The organism is Nitrospirota bacterium (assembly GCA_040752355.1).
In the GTDB taxonomy this organism is placed as follows: Bacteria; Nitrospirota; Thermodesulfovibrionia; order Thermodesulfovibrionales; family Dissulfurispiraceae; genus JBFMCP01.
Genome location: JBFMHE010000004.1, coordinates 1 through 17,830, shown reverse-complemented (window position 1 = coordinate 17,830; position 17,830 = coordinate 1). Strand labels below are relative to the sequence as shown.

20 protein-coding genes are annotated in these 17,830 nt (G+C 58.7%); 13 read left to right on the top strand and 7 right to left on the bottom strand.

Annotation, left to right across the window (positions count from 1 at the left end):
* Nucleotides 1-55: 55 nt before the first annotated feature.
* The 7 genes from AB1805_03945 (at nucleotide 56) to AB1805_03915 (ending at nucleotide 3,931) form a co-directional block, all read left to right on the top strand.
* On the top strand, nucleotides 56-745 hold the full coding sequence (locus AB1805_03945; GenBank protein MEW5744579.1) for a PHP domain-containing protein: 690 nt from the start codon (nucleotides 56-58) through the stop codon (nucleotides 743-745).
* Nucleotides 746-756: 11 nt separating this feature from the next.
* Nucleotides 757-1,968, top strand: coding sequence for a ceramide glucosyltransferase (locus tag AB1805_03940; protein MEW5744578.1), 1,212 nt, complete (start codon nucleotides 757-759; stop codon nucleotides 1,966-1,968).
* A gap of 154 nt (nucleotides 1,969-2,122) precedes the next feature.
* Nucleotides 2,123-2,515, top strand: a complete 393-nt coding sequence (locus AB1805_03935) for a phosphate-starvation-inducible PsiE family protein (GenBank protein ID MEW5744577.1) — start codon at nucleotides 2,123-2,125, stop codon at nucleotides 2,513-2,515.
* 164 nt (nucleotides 2,516-2,679) lie between these two features.
* Entirely contained in the window at nucleotides 2,680-2,886 is a 207-nt protein-coding gene (locus AB1805_03930) for a hypothetical protein (GenBank protein MEW5744576.1), read from the top strand.
* A gap of 106 nt (nucleotides 2,887-2,992) precedes the next feature.
* The gene (locus AB1805_03925; GenBank protein MEW5744575.1) at nucleotides 2,993-3,205 is read left to right on the top strand and encodes a hypothetical protein; all 213 of its coding nucleotides are present in this window, start codon (nucleotides 2,993-2,995) and stop codon (nucleotides 3,203-3,205) included.
* A gap of 5 nt (nucleotides 3,206-3,210) precedes the next feature.
* Nucleotides 3,211-3,579: an IS1 family transposase gene (locus tag AB1805_03920; GenBank protein ID MEW5744574.1), complete on the top strand. Its 369-nt coding sequence runs from the start codon at nucleotides 3,211-3,213 to the stop codon at nucleotides 3,577-3,579.
* A complete protein-coding gene (locus AB1805_03915) occupies nucleotides 3,557-3,931 on the top strand; it encodes an HMA2 domain-containing protein (GenBank protein ID MEW5744573.1) in 375 nt (124 codons plus the stop codon). The genes AB1805_03920 and AB1805_03915 overlap by 23 nt, the downstream gene beginning before the upstream one ends.
* Before the next feature lie 112 nt (nucleotides 3,932-4,043).
* Here the strand turns inward: AB1805_03915 and AB1805_03910 are convergent, their stop codons facing one another.
* The 7 genes from AB1805_03910 to AB1805_03880 form a co-directional block, all read right to left on the bottom strand.
* Entirely contained in the window at nucleotides 4,044-4,322 is a 279-nt protein-coding gene (locus tag AB1805_03910; protein ID MEW5744572.1) for a hypothetical protein, read from the bottom strand.
* A complete protein-coding gene (locus AB1805_03905; protein ID MEW5744571.1) occupies nucleotides 4,307-5,101 on the bottom strand; it encodes a GNAT family N-acyltransferase in 795 nt (264 codons plus the stop codon). Before AB1805_03905 ends, AB1805_03910 begins: the two co-directional genes overlap by 16 nt.
* 160 nt (nucleotides 5,102-5,261) lie before the next feature.
* Nucleotides 5,262-6,455, bottom strand: a complete 1,194-nt coding sequence (metK, locus tag AB1805_03900) for a methionine adenosyltransferase (GenBank protein ID MEW5744570.1) — start codon at nucleotides 6,453-6,455, stop codon at nucleotides 5,262-5,264.
* A complete protein-coding gene (locus tag AB1805_03895) occupies nucleotides 6,452-9,553 on the bottom strand; it encodes a cation-transporting P-type ATPase (protein ID MEW5744569.1) in 3,102 nt (1,033 codons plus the stop codon). The genes metK and AB1805_03895 overlap by 4 nt, the downstream gene beginning before the upstream one ends.
* A gap of 47 nt (nucleotides 9,554-9,600) precedes the next feature.
* Nucleotides 9,601-10,296 (bottom strand): hypothetical protein, encoded by a 696-nt coding sequence (locus AB1805_03890; protein MEW5744568.1) that lies wholly within the window; start codon nucleotides 10,294-10,296, stop codon nucleotides 9,601-9,603.
* A 98-nt stretch (nucleotides 10,297-10,394) separates the two neighbouring features.
* A complete protein-coding gene (locus AB1805_03885) occupies nucleotides 10,395-10,883 on the bottom strand; it encodes an HMA2 domain-containing protein (GenBank protein ID MEW5744567.1) in 489 nt (162 codons plus the stop codon).
* Nucleotides 10,884-10,889: 6 nt separating this feature from the next.
* Nucleotides 10,890-11,174, bottom strand: a complete 285-nt coding sequence (locus AB1805_03880; GenBank protein ID MEW5744566.1) for a DUF5132 domain-containing protein — start codon at nucleotides 11,172-11,174, stop codon at nucleotides 10,890-10,892.
* Between the two features lie 250 nt (nucleotides 11,175-11,424).
* Between AB1805_03880 and AB1805_03875 the strand changes: the two genes are divergently transcribed.
* The 6 genes from AB1805_03875 to pstB all read left to right on the top strand — a co-directional run bounded on the left by AB1805_03875 (nucleotide 11,425) and on the right by pstB (nucleotide 17,793).
* Entirely contained in the window at nucleotides 11,425-11,676 is a 252-nt protein-coding gene (locus AB1805_03875; protein MEW5744565.1) for an HMA2 domain-containing protein, read from the top strand.
* Between the two features lie 425 nt (nucleotides 11,677-12,101).
* Complete coding sequence (locus tag AB1805_03870; protein ID MEW5744564.1) at nucleotides 12,102-13,685, top strand: alkaline phosphatase; 1,584 nt, start codon at nucleotides 12,102-12,104, stop codon at nucleotides 13,683-13,685.
* A 321-nt stretch (nucleotides 13,686-14,006) separates the two neighbouring features.
* A complete protein-coding gene (locus AB1805_03865; protein ID MEW5744563.1) occupies nucleotides 14,007-14,996 on the top strand; it encodes a PstS family phosphate ABC transporter substrate-binding protein in 990 nt (329 codons plus the stop codon).
* A 157-nt stretch (nucleotides 14,997-15,153) separates the two neighbouring features.
* Nucleotides 15,154-16,044 (top strand): phosphate ABC transporter permease subunit PstC, encoded by an 891-nt coding sequence (gene pstC, locus AB1805_03860; GenBank protein MEW5744562.1) that lies wholly within the window; start codon nucleotides 15,154-15,156, stop codon nucleotides 16,042-16,044.
* Between the two features lie 55 nt (nucleotides 16,045-16,099).
* Entirely contained in the window at nucleotides 16,100-17,029 is a 930-nt protein-coding gene (gene pstA, locus AB1805_03855; GenBank protein ID MEW5744561.1) for a phosphate ABC transporter permease PstA, read from the top strand.
* Nucleotides 17,023-17,793 carry a phosphate ABC transporter ATP-binding protein PstB gene (gene pstB / locus AB1805_03850; protein ID MEW5744560.1) on the top strand — a complete coding sequence of 257 codons (771 nt, stop codon included), beginning with the start codon at nucleotides 17,023-17,025 and terminating at the stop codon, nucleotides 17,791-17,793. Before pstA ends, pstB begins: the two co-directional genes overlap by 7 nt.
* The last annotated feature ends 37 nt before the right edge of the window (nucleotides 17,794-17,830 follow it).

Genomic DNA, 17,830 nt, shown 5'->3' with positions numbered 1-17,830 from the left:
AAATGTAATGCTCCCTTAATACTGCGGTAACCGTACCCGTCGTATTCTTTAGGTAATGCTGCTGTGTGATTTTCATATCCATACCAAGTATTCCGACGGTTCGGTGGCGCTGGATACGGTGATCGATCTCTATGGGCAGGCAGGATTCGACGTTATCGCAATAACCGACCATGTGGTGAACGGCGACAACTCTCTGGGCAAATTCGCACGCCGCTTCAATCTCTCCGTGCGTGCCGACAATTTCGATCGCTATAAGGAACATATCGACAGGGCGGCGGCACGAGCCTGGGATAAATACGAGATGCTCGTCATTCCGGGGGTCGAAATAAGCAAGAACTATTTGACGGCGGAGAAATCGGCACATATCCTGCTCCTCGATATCAAGGAGTTCATTCCTGCCTGCATGAGTTACGAGCATATCTTTCTGGAAGCGAAACAGCAGGGCGCTCTTACGGTGGCGTGTCATCCGCACCATATGTCGGACCTGAGCAGGGATACACTTTTCCTCTGGAACAACCGGGACAAATACGCCCGGTACATCGATGCCTGGGAGGTCGCCAACAGGGACGATGTGTTCAACGTCGTCAGCCTGAAGAAATATCCTTATATAGCGAACAGCGATTTCCACAAGGTGCGGCATCTCTACTCGTGGAAGACGCTGCTCAACTGCGACAAGAACAGTGCATCGATAAAGCAGTGCATACGGCATAACAAAGGCGTTGCGATAACCCTTTTCAGACAGTAAAAGGAGGGATAATGGAGACCTACTGGATCTTTTTTGCCGCTGCAGTCTTCGGCCTGGTGTTATACGGCTTTCAGCTCCTTGCCGTACGTTCGTCTCTCTCTGCTCCCCGTGACGCGGGGGAGGATAACTCCCTCTCCCCCTTTTCCCCCCCGATCTCGATACTGAAGCCTCTAAAGGGGCTTGACGACAACCTGCTCGACAATCTCCTGAGCTTCTGTGCTCTCGATTACCCCGAGTACGAGATCATCTTCACGCTCCAGAATCACAATGACCCGGCCTACAAGGTTGCCCGGAAGGTGAGGGAGCGCAATCCCGGCAAAGACATCACGATCATCGTCGAGGAGACGCCGATCGGGCTCAACCCCAAGGTAAATAACCTGGTTGCGGCATACAGGGCCGCCCGGTACGAATATGTGCTCATAAGCGACAGCAACGTCATGGTCGAGGAAGACTACTTGAAGGCGGTCGTCAGCCCCCTGAGGGATCCGCAGGTCGGCCTGGTGAGCAATGTGATACGGGGAGCGGGGGGACGCACGCTGGGTGCGGTCTTCGAGAATCTGCACCTCAATTCATTCATTATGGGGAGTGTCTGCTTTCTCGACAGGTTCCTCAAGATGCCGTGCGTCATCGGCAAATCGATGCTCATGAGGAAGCGCGACCTCGAAGCGATCGGCGGGCTCAGGGCGGTCAAGGACATCCTGGCCGAGGACTATATCATCGGTGAACGCATGCACAAGAGCGGCAGACGCGTGGTGCTCTCGAAGCACATCATCAACAACATCAATGAGTATTGGAGCGTACAGCGTTTTTTCAACCGCCACACGCGATGGGGAAAGCTGCGCTGGAAGATCGGGGGACCGAAATACCTCGTCGAGCTCCTCGGCAATCCCGTATTCCTCTCGGTCCTGCCGCTCCTGTGGGAGCAGTCCAGGGTGACCATCTCCGTTGCACTCTTCATCTCGCTGGTCAAGATCCTCGGCGATTTCACGCTGGCGAGAAGAACGGGAACGGAGCTGGCGAGCCCGCTCCTGTATATGCTGTCTCCCGTCAAGGATATTCTTATCGGGCTGCTCTGGTTTGTGCCGCTGGTGAGCACGACGGTGGTGTGGCGGGGCAACCGGTATCGCATCGGCAGGAATTCCGCACTCTTCCCCTGTCCCGAGACCGGCTTCTGGTCCCTGCGGTACCGCATTGTCGATGTGATAAAGGGGAGGCTGGCATAAGCCGCCGTACGCTTCCCGGAGGCGCGTCCTCCCCCTCCGCTGCGTCTGCCTGCCGGCGGACCGAAGCAAAGCAGAAATATCATGCGCCCTTAATGCTCCTGTAACATCGCGACGCTATACTGCACTCATGCGCCTGTTCAAAAAAGCCGTCGACATGGTAATCAAGCTGCTGATCCCCTTTGTTATTCTCGCGCTCATGATCGGGGTGGCGCGACTCTTCTTCGATCTGCGGGCGGTGTTCGGCAGCCCGACCGTGCATGCAGGGTTCGACCTCATGGTGACCAATCTCCTCTCGATGTTCGTTGTCATCGAGCTGCTCAGGAGCATAATCGAGTATTTCGAGGTGCACCGTCTCAAGATAACCTTCATCATCGATGCAGCCCTCGTTTTCTTTTTGCGCGAGGTCATGATCGCCGTATACCGGCACGCAATGGGAGTACGGGAGGTGGTCGCTTTGGCAGCGCTCATTCTCGTGCTGGGGATACTCAGGACGCTCGCCATCATCTATTCACCCGATAAGGCAAAGGAGAAGCTTTCGCATGAATAAGCCATTCCAGGAACTCTATGAAGACCTCGCTCTTTTCATGATTCTCATCGGCGGCATACTCCTCATTATCCGGCACTGGCAATGATACAAGAAATTAACGGTACTGACATGGCCCTGTAACAGAGGCGTGGTAAGGTTAAGATAAACGAACAGGGAGAAGGAAAATGATTACAAAAGAGATAAGAGAATGCGGCGCCGGAAGGGGCTGGATGCACGGGTACTCCTGTCCTTATTACAGGATGCAGGATGATGTCTGCACCGTATCGCTCTCGCAGCTGGTAGTGGACCGCCACCGAAAGAGGCATTACTGCGCTGCCGAGGATTACGACAACTGTCCTCTGCTGCTCGCCAAGCTCCTGAGGAGCAGGTGAAGCGGTGCGCGCTATTCGTATGGCGCCTCTATTACAAGAATTTAACCGTCCCGTCATCATTCCGTAACGGGAGCGATGTTACTATTTACTAAAAAGGGAGAAGGTAATGCATATACGGTTTATCCTGCCCTGTCCCAACCTCAAGGGAACTTCGGAGGGCGCACAATGCCTGGTTACCCAAGGTCTCATAAAGACCATGGAAGAGGTGACCATCACTACCTGCATGAGCAGGCACTATGAATCCTGCGTCCATTACGTATCAGGGCTCAGAGCGCTGGCCTTCACTGCACTGCCTGCAGATGCCGTTCTGGAAGCGTAGAGGGCATGGTGAATACGTCGGCAGAAGATATGGGCGGTATAAAGGAAAAGGACGTAATGAGCAGGGTGGCGGTCAATGACGAGGGAGCAGGAGTGAAGTGCCCGGAGTGCGACCTGGACGCCCTCTACCGGTACGGCAGAACAGGACAAGGGAAGCAGCGGTTCCTCTGCCTTCTCTGCGGAAGGCAGTTTACCCAGGACGCCGCACGGCACGAAGTGAAGTGCAAACCCGAATGCCCCCGGTGCGGAAAGCGTATGCATCTCTATAAGAGGGAGGGAAAGGTGTTCCGGTTCAGGTGTTCGGACTATCCCCTGTGCAAGACCTTTAAAAAAACCACGATGGAGGGAGAGGATGACGGACTACTACATTCATAACGTTCCCGGAAGGCTTCGCCTGAAGAGCCCGGCGTTCAAAAGGAACAGGAACGTAATTGATGAGCTGAAAAAGGCCCTGAGCACCATAAGCGGCATAGGAACGGTTGATGTCAACCCCACCACCGGCAGCCTGCTTATCAACTACAATCCCAAGGCGGTGCAGCACCAGGAGATCATCGGGCTCCTCCAGCGCAAGGGCTACTTCGACAGCGCCAAAGCCGCGACGAACGACCAGTATATCCATAGCGCCGTCACCAGGGCAGGCAACCTGGTGACCAGGGTGGTCTTCGGCTCGGTTGTCGAGAAGACCTTCGAAGGCTCCGCCTTGTCGTTGCTGACGTATCTGATTTAGAGCCAAAGTCGCTCTCCACCCCACCCCCGAACACATCCGCCCGTCCCCGGACGGGCTTTTTTTCAGCCATTCCTTAGTGTATCGAACGATCACTCGACGCTGATCGGCAGGATCAGGTGACTTCCCGCTGGAGCGAAGAGAGGCCCGATACCACATGCTGGTGCGCAAGGCTGGTCAGGGTTTTTCTGTCAGGAGCGGCTCCGGAAAGGGGCGGGCTGCAATGGCCCCGAACCGAGATGGTCCTGATGGAGAGGAGATGCCAAAGATGGGGAGCGAGGGAGCGCCGCTCGCCGAGAGTGACGCTGCATGCCAGCAGGGCTCCCCAGAACAGGGAGAGGAGAGTGATAATGAGAAGGAAGAGGACGCGGACCGCCCTCAGGAAGCCGGGCACAGGCCCCCGGCAGCTTCAGGGAAATAGCGGCGCCTGTATCGCTGCACGAGGCGTTCCGTCTCGAGGAGGACAAAGAGGTCCGTTGTCCCGAAGTGCGGATCGCGGGCGGGCGTGCCGCAGAGCCGCGCTCCCAGGCGCAGGTATCCCTTCACCAGGGGAGGAAGTTTCTTGCAGATTTCCCGGAGATCGGGGACTGCAGTCAGCTGCACTCCGCGCAGCGCCTGATAGGGATACACGGTGTATGCAGCGTCTGCCCGATGGAAGACGTGCAGGTACGAGTAGATCATGCTCACCTCGCGGGGGTCGCTGGTGTGGAGACTGGCGCAGCCGAAGAGATAATGCACCTTATACAGCTCCACATAGCGCGCAATACCGGCCCAGAGAAGGCTGATCACACTCGCCTGGCGATAGTCGCGGTGCACGCAGGACCTGCCGAGCTCGAGCTTTTCTCCCGGAAGTTTCACGATCGAAGAGATATCGAACTCACTTGCCGAGTAGAAGCCCCTGTTGTGCTCGGCGACGAAGCCCAGCATGAGCCGGTACGTCCCCACGACCTCATCCGTGCGGCTATCAACGACGATCAGGTGATCGCAGAAGTCGTCATACGGGTCGTAATCCAGGCCGGTCGCATAGGAGGCGTCGAGGCCGCATCCCATCTCCTTGTTGAATACCGTGAACCTCAACCTGAGGGCTTTCTCAAACTCTTCGTAGTGTTCGGCTATTTTGACGATGAAACGATCATGACTGAGGAGTATGCAGGATTGCTGTGCAGCGTACATACCGAGTACCTCCTGTAATTTTTTTCGTGGTGACAGCACCGGCGCCGGGGAACCGGCGGTCCGTTACTCACGTTGAGGTACTTTACCGGAGGCGCGTTGCAGGGGTTTTACAAGGGAATGACATTTCGGTTAAGGATACGGCTGTGTTTGCCGGATGCCCTTATCCATTCGAGAGGATCCGTGCCTTATCGATCTTCTCCCACGGCAGGCCGACATCCATCCTCCCCATATGTCCGTAAGCGGCGAGCTTTCTATAGAATCCTCCCTTGATGCGGGAGGGCAGGCGGCGAAGGTTGAACTGCCTCACGATACCCGCAAGCCGGAAATCGAAATGGCGCTCCAGGGCATCGGCGATCTGCTCCTCGGCAACGGCGCCGGTGCCGAACGTCTCGACCTGTATGCTTACCGGCCGGGCGATGCCTATGGAATAGCTGAGCTGCACCTCGCACTCCTCGGCGAGACCCGCGGCAACGACATTCTTTGCTGCATACCGTGCAGCGTAGGCGCCGATGCGGTCGATGCGGAGCGGGTCCTTGCCGCTCAGGGCAGCGCCGCTCTGGCGGGCATACTCCCCGTAGGTATCGATGGCGTTCTTCCTCCCCGTCAGTCCCGAGTGTACCGCAGGTCCTCCGGTGATGAAGGGACCGTCAGGGTTGATGAAGATCAGGGTGCCGGCATCGGGCTTTACGGGCTCGTCGTGAAAAACGCTCTCGATGATCGCCTCCCTGATATCCTCGGCAAGGTGTTTTCTGTCCGGCGCTCCTGCCTGGTGCTGGCTGGCGATGACGGTGATGCTGTGTATCCTGTGGGGTTTGCGGTTCCTGAACTCGATGCCGACCTGCGTCTTTCCGTCGGGGGCGAGGTAGGGCAGCACCTTCTGGAGCCGGGCCGCGGTGAGTTTCCGGGCGAGCTTGTGCGCAAGCCAGAGGGGAAGGGGCATGAAGGCGGGCGTCTGGGTGCAGGCGAAGCCGAAGACCGTCACCTGGTTTCTCGCGGGGATCCGCTCGATCTCCTCATCGCTCAGGTCGAGCTCGTCGAAGCAGCAGAGCTCGTCGCCGGGCAGTTCCTTGAGGCTCGTCAGGATGCTGCAGGTCTTGCCGTTGAATGCCTGCTGATCGTAGCCGATCTGGTTGATCACCTGCCGGGCGATGGCCGGGAAGTCGATGCTCGCTTCAGAGGAGAAGCGCGCCGCGATAAAGACGATCGAGGTCGAGACCGCGCACTCCGCAATGACGCGCGAATAGGGGTCCTGCTGGAGGAAGTGGTCGACGACGGCATCGCTGATCTGATCGCAGAGCTTATCGGGATGTCCCTCAGTGACCGATTCGGAGGTGAACATGAAGTCCTTTTTCATGGTGCGGCGCCTTTCCCGGAGTGTACGGATCCTGATTTTTTTGTCGATTCATTGACGAGGAAGGGAAGCAGGGCGCTGCCGCCGATGATCGCGCCGTCGATGATGGTGACCGGAGCGAGCCCCAGCAGCCCCCTCAGACCGGGAACGAGCAGGGTGAGCCCTTGCAGGCCCAGCGAGAGGCCGAGTGCGCCGTCGAGAATCCGGTTCGGCGGCAGTTTCCGCTTATCGAAGATGGTGTGATGCTCGGAGCGGCAGCTCACGGCATGCAGCAGCTGGGCCAGGGTGAGGCTCATGAAGGCCATCGTTCCCGCCTGGTGACCGCGGCTGTAGCGCAGGAGTCCGTATCCGTAAGCCCCAAGGGAGCTTGCGCTCATGACGGCCGATTCGAAGACGATCCTCCTCAGATCGGCGTTGTTCATGATCGGCTCGTTCGGGTTGCGCGGCGGCTTGCTGAGCACATCGGGCTCGGGCGGCTCGAGGGCGAGCGCAAGACCGGGGAAGATGTCGGAAACGAGATTGATCCAGAGGAGCTGCATCGCATTCAGCGGCTGCCCCATGCCGCCGGCGATGGCGGCGAACATCACCATGATCTCACTGAGATTGGTCGAGAGGAGAAAATGGACCGATTTCCTGATGTTGTTGTAAATAGTGCGCCCCTGGCTGACCGCGATGATCATGGTCTCCAGGTTGTCGTCCTCGAGGACAACATCGGCCACTTCGCGGGCCACATCCGTGCCGGTATGTCCCATGGCTACGCCGATATCGGCGGCTTTGAGGGCGGGCCCGTCATTGATGCCGTCTCCCGTCATGGCGACAACTTTTCCGGCCCGCTGCAGGGCCTGTACGATCTGGAGCTTATGGGCAGGACTGACCCGGGCGAAGACATGGACCCGCTCGCAGAGGGCCTTCATCACCTCGGGGTCGATATTGTTGAGATGCGTGGAGTCGAGGATCTCGAGCTGCCCGCCATTGCTCAGGTCCAGCTCCTTCCCGATGGCATAGGCGGTAGGGCTCTGATCGCCCGTGATCATGACGGTCTCGACGCCCGCCCGATGGAAGGTGCCCATCAACGCTCTGACTCCTTTTCTCGTCGGGTCCGCCATGCCGACGAGACCGAGCCAGATAGAGATGGGGCCATCGTCCGGAGTGCCGCTGCCATTCTCCGCATAGGAGTATGCAACACCGAGCACCCGCAGCGCATCTCCCGCCATGCGTTCGTTCTCGGTCTGGATCGCCTCTCTGTCACCGTCGCTCAGTTCGAGCCGCTTGCCGTCCCGTATATGCCACCGGCACAGGGCGAGCACTTCATTGGGACTCCCCTTCAGGGCGGTGAGGGAACCGCCGTTCAGGAAGCGGTGCGAGGTCGTCATGTAGTTGCGGTTCTCGGAGCGATGGGTGACCTTCACCAGGGGGAGCTTGTCTCGCAGTTGTATGATATCGACGCCGGCGCTCAGCGCCATATGCATGAGCGCCATTTCGGTCGGCGACCCGCGCAGCAGATAGGAGCCGGTACCGCTCGAGAAGAAACAGCCTCCTGCCGGTTCGTCGCCGGCGCAGTCCTTCACCTCTATCTCGGACTCGTTGCAGAGCACTGCCACATGGATGAGCCTGAGCAGCTCTTCAGAGGAATAGGGGTTGACCGCGCCTTCCGGCGAGACGAATGAGCCGTCGGCAGCTTCGATACGCCTCATACCGGTATGCACCCTGACGACGGTCATCCTGTTCATGGTGATCGTCCCGGTCTTGTCGAGACAGATTGTCTGGACCGAGCCGAGGGTCTCGACCGCCTCAAGATGGCGTATCAGGACGTTATGGCGACGCATAGTCCGTATGCCCAGCGCGAGTGTGGTCGTAGCGACTGTCGGCAGTCCTTCGGGTACGGCGGCGACGGCGAGGGAAATGGAGGTCTTGAGCATCTGGAGGAATCCGTATCCGCGCAGAAGGCCGATGATGAAGACGACACCGCAGACAGCGCCGCCGATCATTACCAGTTGGGCGCCCATACGGTCGAGCTGTCTTTCCAGAGGAGTTTCCGGCGGACGCGCCTCTCCCACGAGACTCTGGATCTGGCCGATCTCGGTGAATTTTCCTGTGGCGACCACCACTGCCAGGCCCTGGCCTCCGGTGACAAGCGTGCCCCTGTACACCATATTGACCCTGTCGCCGAGGGGGAGGCTGCGATCGCCGAGCCTTTCCGCTGCCTTGATCACCGGCAGGCTCTCGCCGGTGAGCGTCGATTCATCGACGCTGAGGTGGTTCGCTTCTATCAGCCTGCTGTCGGCGGCAACGTAACTTCCGGGCCTGAGCACGAGAATATCACCGGCAACGATATTTTCGGCAGGGACCTCTTTGTACGCATTCTCGCGAATCACCAGGGCCGAGGGCCTGACGAGCCGCTTCAGAGAGTGAATCGTTTTTTCGGCCTGCGATTCGGTCAGATAGCCGATGGTCGCATTGATGGAGAGTACACCGGCGATGACCAGCGCATCGGCTACACCTCCGGTGGCGACCGAGAGCGCCGCAGCGGCGCCCAGGAGCGCCGTGGGCAGAGAAGTGAACTGGCCGAGGAGGATGGAGAGGCCCGAGCGGGGCACCGCTTCCGGCAGCACATTCGGGCCGTACCGTTTCAGACGGGCGAAAGCGGCCTCAGGGGAGAGCCCCGTCTCCTTCGAGGTCGAGAAGCGCCGGACAACTTCACCGGAGGAGAAGGTATGCCACGCCTCGGCCTCCTGCTCCTCTGCGTGGACAACGAGCGTGCGGAGCTTCCTCCTGCTCGACAGCAGCTTCCCGGCTTCTCCCGCTTCAGGAGACAGGTCGCGACGAGCGGCGGCAGAGGGCTGCGGCGCCGACGGCGCTCTCGGTCCGTTGCCGTGCGCCGAGACGAGCAGCGTGATATGACCGGCTATCGTTTCGGGAGAGTTGCCGGAATTGAAGATGACGAGCAGGTTGCCGGTGAGCGGATTAGCGGAGGCGGCGGAGATACCCTTCTTGCTCAGAAGGCCGGATTCAAGGCGGCCTTTGAGGGCTTGCGACCGGTAGAGGCCGTCGACCTTGAACCTGGCCCTTCCTGCAACCGAGGTATGGAGCGTCTGAACCATCATAGACTGTCCTGCCGGCTGCCGGAGCAGACGGCGCTATGCTCTCCCTATCTCCCGGTCTCCATATCGGGGGCTCCCGCCCTGGCACGGGGGAGCGCGGCGCCGGCAACCTCCTTGACGCCGGAGACGACTCCCACCAGCATATCCCTGACCGCCTTTACCGCGGTAGAGCCTATAGAGCCCGCGGCCTCAATAGCGCTGCCGACTGCGACCGTAGCGGTGTCGCCGACGTTGCCGCCCACCTCTTTCGTTGCTTCGAGTACTCCGTCCACGGCCCTTCTGGCTACGAGGGCTACGTCCGCGCCGATTTCGGCGGCTCCCTTCACGGCGCTCCTCACCGTCTGGCTGGCGACGGTGGTAACATCGCCGCCCACGTCGTTGACGCCCATGACGAGCCCTTTTGCCACGCTCTTGGTGCTCAGGATGAGACCGGTGCCCACCTCCTCAGTCGCCTGAATCGCCCCTTTCACCACGTCGGAGGTGATGGCTACACCCTCGTTGGCGATCTCTCCCGTCGCCCGCAGCGTATTGGAGACGGTCGTGCGGACGAGGCTCACGATCTCGGCCTCGATCTCGTTGATACCCTTCAGGCTGCCGACGATCCCTTCCTTTACGGCGGTCCCGGCCCTGCCGATGCCCTCTGGTATCCTGCTGCCGCTGGCTGACCTTTCCCTTGCGTGCCCGATGATGCCGACGCTCTCCCCGACTGTCGGACCGGATTTTCTTGGTGCGCTTTTCGCCATGATACCCTCCTCTTTTCTCCTCGTTGACGTTACTACGTTCCCTGCGGCCCGCCCGCCCTTCGTGACGGATCGGTAAAAATGCAAAAGCCGCGGCTATGCTATGCTGCTCCCTCGCCGTCTCCGGGCAGGGACTTCAGCACTATGTTCAGGGCATACCAGAATGCCGTGTACCATGCGGGGGCTGCGAAATTCCCCCTGCTGATCTGGTAGATGCCGAGACCCAGCAGCGCCAGGAAGGCGATGGCCGGGGTGTCGATCTCGTTGCCGGTAAGCTTCCTGACCTCGCTGTCTGCCTTGTTGAAGAGCGAGACTACTCTGCCCGAGAGAGGAACGGCAGTCTTCTCCTGCAGCGTCTCGAGCCTGAAAAGGTTGCCCTGCGCTCCGTGCTCGCCGATCCGCCGTGCATCGAGCGCATGAACGAAGAGCACGCTGCCGGTCAGCGGGTTCGCCTCTATCTCCGCGATCCCGAGATAGGAAGAGAAGTGCTCTTTGAGCGCGGAGAAGTACGCCGTATCCCCCTTTCGGGAGGGGACCTTTATCCGGAGCCTCCCCCGGCTCGCATGGCTGATGGTCGCCCGCGGTACCATTGTCGATCACGGGGCAGTGCTGTCCGAGCCGTTCCCGGCAGGGGTATGATGCGATTCCTCTATCTCTGCCTTGACCTCGGCCATCAGATCTTCGAAGATCTCGCCCGCCTCGGCAACGGTCTCCCTGCTCCGCTCATAGAGCAGAATGCCGCCCTTTATCGCAGCCTTGGCAACCGGCTTTACTATCCCTGCCAGCACCGGGATGACCGCGGGCGCAACGACCGCCGCGCCGATGCCGACGGCGAGCCCGGTAAGGAGATTGCCTTTCAATCCGTTATCCAAAAGTCCCATGATATCCTCCTGCGCATCGTTACTGAGGTGCTTACATCCTATCACTCGTACCGGTCTGTACAACCCCCTGCGGGGGTGAACATGCCGACGGTATCGCTCTAGTTAACTGATATTTATACTTTTCTGTCTATCGCGTTCGCCATTACTTGCCTACTTTCGAGAGAGATTTCATCGAAATGTCACGTGCAGTTCATCGTCCGGTAAAGGGAGATATGGTTAACTCGATAATGAGGACTCTAAGGAGGTCAGCATGATAGCGTATACGGTCGTACATCATGTCCCGGGACGCATCAGGATAGAGATCCCGATGCTCAAGAGGCTCTCCTTGCCGGATCTGCGGAAGCTCTCGACCATTCCTACGCCCTCGGGGGTAAAGGGGGTTCGTGCAAATCCCATCACCGGGAGCCTGACCATTATCTACGACCCCCAGAGCATCGATATCGTGGCGTACATCGCCCGTATCGCTTCGGGCAGCGATCTGCAGACCTTTCTCGCTCATTAACGAGCGTTCCACGCAGGGAGGGCAGGGAGGCAAGCATATGATAGCGGTTGCGGAAAAGCGGTCACGATGCGCTCGATCTGATCAGGAGAGGAATGAGCGCTGTCCTCATCTGAAGAAGGGCAGTACGTCGCCTGCCGGCGCCTGCAGGGCGGGGATGCGCGAGTATATGCCGAGCCCTTTCCAGCGTGCGGAATACTGCAGGAGCCGACAGTACAGGAAGTGTCCCTTTTTTTAAACGGGACGTAACCGCCTTGTCATTCCGCGGTAATGTTGCCCTGCTAATCTTTACTTATCGACCCGCAGTTCACGCTGTTCACGCATAGTCTTGATAAAGGAGGTGATGCTCTCCAGCAGCGGATGCAGTGACGAGCAATGAGGGCGGGGATTGCCTGGCAACCCCGAAAGCAGTAATAATTAAGGAGGACATGATGAGGAAGCGTAATGTAATGGCAGCTGCAGTCGCGGCGCTCATGGCGGTGGTCGCCCTTGTTGGAGGCGCCGGTCACAGCATCGCGAAAGAAAAGCCCGCGGTAAAGCATATCATCCTTTTTATCGGCGACGGCATGCAGCTCGAGCACGAGATCGCTACGAGCAGGTATCTCTACGGCTCTGACTACGGCCTTGCGTTTCACCGCCTGCCGTACAGGGGGCACGCAACCACCTGGGACGTGAGCACTTACGACGGGTATGCCAACGTCGAGGGAGCATCGCTCTATACTCCTTCAGCGCTCGTGCCGGGTCTCGGCTATAACCCCAACCGGGGGGGAAAGAGGCCTTTCCCTCTCGACCGCTCGAGGATCGATGACGGTTATTTCCTGAACCCGCGGTTTGCGACGGATTCGGCATCGGCCGGCACGGCGCTCGCTACCGGCCACAAGACCGTGGACGGCAATATCGCCTGGAGAGCGGGCGAGCCCGATGCGACCGGCAGGAGGACCGATCCGGCCGACGGAGCGCTCAAGACCATTGCCGAACGGCTGCGAGAGGAAAAGGGATTCGCCATCGGCGTGGTCAGCACCGTGCCGTTCTCCCATGCGACTCCTGCCGCCTTCGTCAGCCATAACCCGAGCCGCAACAACTACTATGCTATAGCCGACGAGATCATAAGGACGGTGAGACCCGAGGTCGTGATCGGCGGCGGCCACCGGAGCTTCAGCACCAGCTACCTGTCCGAGATACTCTATAACGATGCGAAGAACAGCGCTCTCGGCGAGTATGTTTTTGTCGAGAGAGAGGCGGGAAAGGACGGCGGCGCCTCGCTCCTGATCGCTGCCGAGACTGCGAAAAGCCTCAACAAGAAGCTCTTCGGGCTCTTCGGCGGCAGCGGCGGTAATTTCGAGCCCCCGGTCCCTGCCGACATGCCCGGCATGCCGCAGGTGAACAGGGCTACCGTCGAGAACCCTCTCCTGAAGGATGCGACGCTCGCCGCGCTCGAGGTGCTGAGCAGCGACGAAGACGGCTTTTTCGTGATGATCGAGCAGGGTGATATCGACTGGGCGAACCATGCGAATGACTATGCATGGATGATCGGGACCACGTGGGACCTGCACGAGGCGGTGAAGGCTGCCCTGCAGTTCGTCGAGCGTCCCGGCGATGACATCGACTGGTCCAACACGCTGCTCCTCGTAACGTCGGATCACGGGAACAGCTACATGAGGCTCAATAATGCAGCGCGGCTCGAACCGGGAGATCTCCCCGCCCAGGTTGTCAAGCCTGCCGGATACGTCTGCCCCTCGGGCTCTTACTGCGGGACCTATCTGTATCCGGATGACGAGGTGAGCTACGGGACCGGCAGCCATACCAACGAGCTGGTCACCGTCTACGCGAAGGGCAACGGCGCCCGTCATCTGAAGGAATATGAGGGTGCGTGGTATCCCTGCACCACGATCATCGACAATACCCAGCTCTTCCACGCCATGACCGACGCTGCGGGTATGACGCTCGTGTCTCCGCTCAAGGCGATCTTAAAGAGACCGGTGGTCTGTTCCCCTTCATCTTCGGGAAACTGAGTTCAATCAGACCCGTGTGCAGGGAGAGGGGGCGGTTTTTCCACTCTCCCTGCACGCCATTTCTTTTTCATCCCCGCATGTTGCGCAAATGTAACATTCCGTTAATACGCGCGTAACATCGCTCGTCTATGCTTAATGAACACAAGGTGCTGCGGCTCCGGAGCCTGCATAGGAGTAATGGGCAGTGAGAAAAGGAGTTCCGCAGTACGCGTGATGCAAGGGACGGAACAGGGAGGTGAGAGCATACGCGTAACATTATGTAATGAGCGTGCCTGTACTGGTGTGTGCCCTAAGGAAAACTAATCCGAGCAGGAGGTTGTGATGAAGAAGATACTGAGCGTTGCGGTAATGATGGCGGTCCTCGTATCCTTTGCCGCTGCAAATGCAGAGGACAGGCTCGTCAAGGTCGACGGGTCGAGTACCGTCTATCCGATAACGGAGGCGGTGGCAGAGGAGTTCCAGAAGGCCAAAAGAGGAGCGGTCAAGGTCACCGTCGGCATATCCGGCACCGGCGGCGGCTTCAAGAAGTTCTGCAGGGGTGAGATCGATATCTCCGACGCTTCGAGGCCCATTCTCAAGAAGGAGATGGACGTCTGCAGAGAGCAGGGGATCGAGTACATCGAGCTCCCTGTCGCGTATGACGGCCTTGCGGTCATGGTGAATCCGAAGAACAGCTGGGTCAAATCGCTCACGGTCGCCGATCTCAAGAAGATGTGGGAGCCTGCTGCCCAGGGGAGCGTCATGAAGTGGAACCAGGTGCGGCCCGAGTGGCCCGATGCGCCGCTCAAGCTCTTCGGCCCCGGCGTGGATTCCGGCACCTTCGACTATTTCACCGAGGCGATCAATGGAAAATCGAAGGCCTCCCGCGGCGACTTCACCGCGAGCGAGGACGATAATGTGCTGGTGCAGGGCATTGCGGGAGACAAGAGTGCCCTCGGCTATTTCGGCCTCGCCTACTATGAGGAGAACAGGAATAAACTGAAGCTCGTGCCGGTCGACGGCGGCAAGGGGCCGGTCCTCCCGTCCGAAAAGACCGTCATGGACGGCACCTACCAGCCCCTTTCGAGGCCGATCTTCATCTATGTGAGCAAGAAGGCGATGGCCAAACCAGAGGTGAAGGAGTTCGTCGATTTTTACCTGAAGAACGCTTCGAGGCTCGTCAAGCAGGTCAAGTACATTCCGCTCCCTCCGAAGGCGTACAAACTGGCAGAGGAGAGGGTCGCCCAAGGCAAGACCGGCACCATGTTCGGCGGTGAGGCCGAGGTGGGAGTGAAGATCGAGGAGCTCATGGCCCGCGAAGGGAAGAAGTAAACGGCATCTTCGTCATGCCGCGGCGTACGAGGGGGCGTCAGGTTTGACGCCCCTTTCTTCAGGACGACCATAACGAAGAAAACAGAGATAGCGAGCGAACCTGATCATGAATGGGGCAGAAGAAGCAGCATCAAGGGAAAGCGACTATTCAATACGCATGAGCAGTAATCTCCATAAAAAACTCAAGGAACGCGCCATCGAGGCGGTCCTGTTTCTGAGCGCACTTTCGTCTGTCTTTATCACGCTCAGCATTGTCATCGTCCTCGCCTACGAATCGTTCGGTTTCTTCAGAGAGGTCCCCCTTCTGGAGTTCCTGACCGGAACGCAATGGACACCGCTCTTTGCCGAGCCGAAGTTCGGGATTCTCCCGCTCGTGACCGGCACGCTCCTGACGACCGCCATCGCGCTCGGGGTCGCGCTTCCCCTGGGGTTGATCGCGGCGATTTACCTGAGCGAGTATGCCCCTCATCGCCTGCGAGAGACCGTCAAGCCCGTGCTCGAGCTCCTCGCAGCGGTGCCTACGGTGGTATACGGATATTTTGCGCTCCTCTTCCTGACGCCCCTTCTCCAGGTGCTTATCCCCGAGCTTTCGGGATTCAACGCACTGAGTCCCGGCATCATTATGGGAATCATGATTATCCCGTATGTCAGCTCGGTCAGCGAGGACGCGATGAAGGCGGTGCCGATGCAGATACGGGAGGGGTCGTATGCCATGGGCGCGACCAAGTTCCAGACGGCCTTCAAGGTCATTATACCGGCCGCCTTCTCGGGCATAGCAGCGGCGTTCATAATGGGAATATCCCGGGCCATCGGAGAGACCATGGTTGTCGCGATTGCCGCGGGGATGATGCCCAACTTCACCGCCAATCCTCTTGAGCCTGTCGAGACCCTTACCGCCTATATTGTTCAGGTCAGCCTTGGCGATGTCCCCCACGGCACGCTCGAGTACAAAACGATCTTTGCAGCCGGCGTGGTGCTCTTCCTGATGACCCTCGTCCTCAATATCATAGGGTTCTGGTTGAGGAAGAGAATCAGGGAGGCATATTAATGGCCGATAGCACCAGAGAGGAAATCATGAAGAATAAAGAGGGAGAGAGAGGGTTATGAACGAGGAGCTGCGAAACGTAGAGACAATAAAGAAGCGCATTGCCTATACCAAGTTCTGGGACCGCGTCTTCCTTAGTGTCGGGTCCCTGGCGACCCTCGTAGGTCTGGTCCTCCTGTTCACCCTCTTCATCGACCTGTTTGTCGACGGAGCGCCCCGGCTGAGTCTTAAATTTCTCACGTCCTTTCCGTCGCGCTTTCCCGAGGAAGCGGGAATACTCTCCGCGTGGGTCGGAACGTTTCTCGTCATGCTGGTCACCGCCTTTGCGGCTATACCGGTCGGCATCGCCGCCGGCATCTACCTCGAAGAGTACGCCCGGAAGAACTGGCTGACCGATATTATCGAAATTAACATATCCAATCTCGCCGGCATTCCGTCGATAGTGTACGGCCTCCTCGCGTTGGGACTGTTCGTCTATTTCTTTAAATTCGGCGAGAGCGTGCTCACCGGCGGGCTCGCCCTGGCCCTGCTCGTACTCCCCATGGTGATCATCGCGACGAGGGAGGCGATACGGGCGATCCCCAACTCGATACGGGAGGCATCGTACGCGCTCGGCGCGACGAAGTGGCAGACGGTGCAGTGGCATATAATTCCGTATTCCGTGGGCGGCATTCTCACGGGAATTATCATCGGGCTCTCGCGGGCGATCGGGGAGACCGCGCCGATCATCACCGTCGGGGCGCTGACCTTCATCGCTTTTCTCCCCAGCTCCCCGGTGACCCCGGATTTTCCGTTCCTCTCTTTTAAATGGCTCTCCGATCCCTTTACGGTGATGCCGATACAGCTGTTCAACTGGGTATCGAGGCCCCAGCAGGCGTTCCATATCAATGCCGCAGCCACGGGGATCGTCCTCCTGCTCATGACCTTGCTCATGAACGCCCTTGCAATTTATATCAGGTATCGATCGAGGAAAAAGATAAAATGGTAACCGATGCGCTGAAGGCGGAATCCAAAGAGCTTAATTTCTACTACGGGGACGTGCATGCACTGAAAAAGGTGAACATGCCTATTTCCCTGCATAAGGTCACCGCGCTCATAGGCCCGTCGGGCTGCGGCAAGACGACCTTTCTCCGGTGCTTCAACCGCATGCACGACCTCTACCCGCACAACCGCTACGAAGGCGCGATCATGCTCTACCCTGAGAACATCAACATCATCGCCGCAGCGATAGATCCCATCGAGGTCCGCATGCGCATCAGCATGGTCTTCCAGAAGCCCAATCCCTTTCCCAAGTCGATATTCGAGAATGTCGCTTACGGCCTCAGGGTGAGGGGGATCAGCAGGAGGAGCGTGCTCGAGGAGAAGGTGGAACGCTCCCTGAAGAATGCGGCGCTCTGGGACGAGGTGAAAGACAGGCTCGATAAATCGGCCTTCGACTTTTCGGGAGGCCAGCAGCAGCGGCTCTGTATAGCCCGGGCGCTCGCCACCGACCCCGAGATCCTTCTTTTCGACGAGCCGACGTCAGCGCTCGATCCGATTGCGACGTCGAAGATAGAGGAGCTGGTCGTTCATCTGAAGAAAGAGGTGACGATCCTGATAGTGACGCACAACATGCAGCAGGCGGCGCGCATTTCGGACTGGACGGGCTTCATGATGCTGGGGGAGCTGATCGAGTTCGACAGGACCGACAAGATCTTCACGGCTCCCTCCGAGAAGCTTACGGAGGATTACGTAACGGGGAGGTTCGGCTGATGTCTGTCTTCGATACCGAGTTGATGCAGCTCAAGGG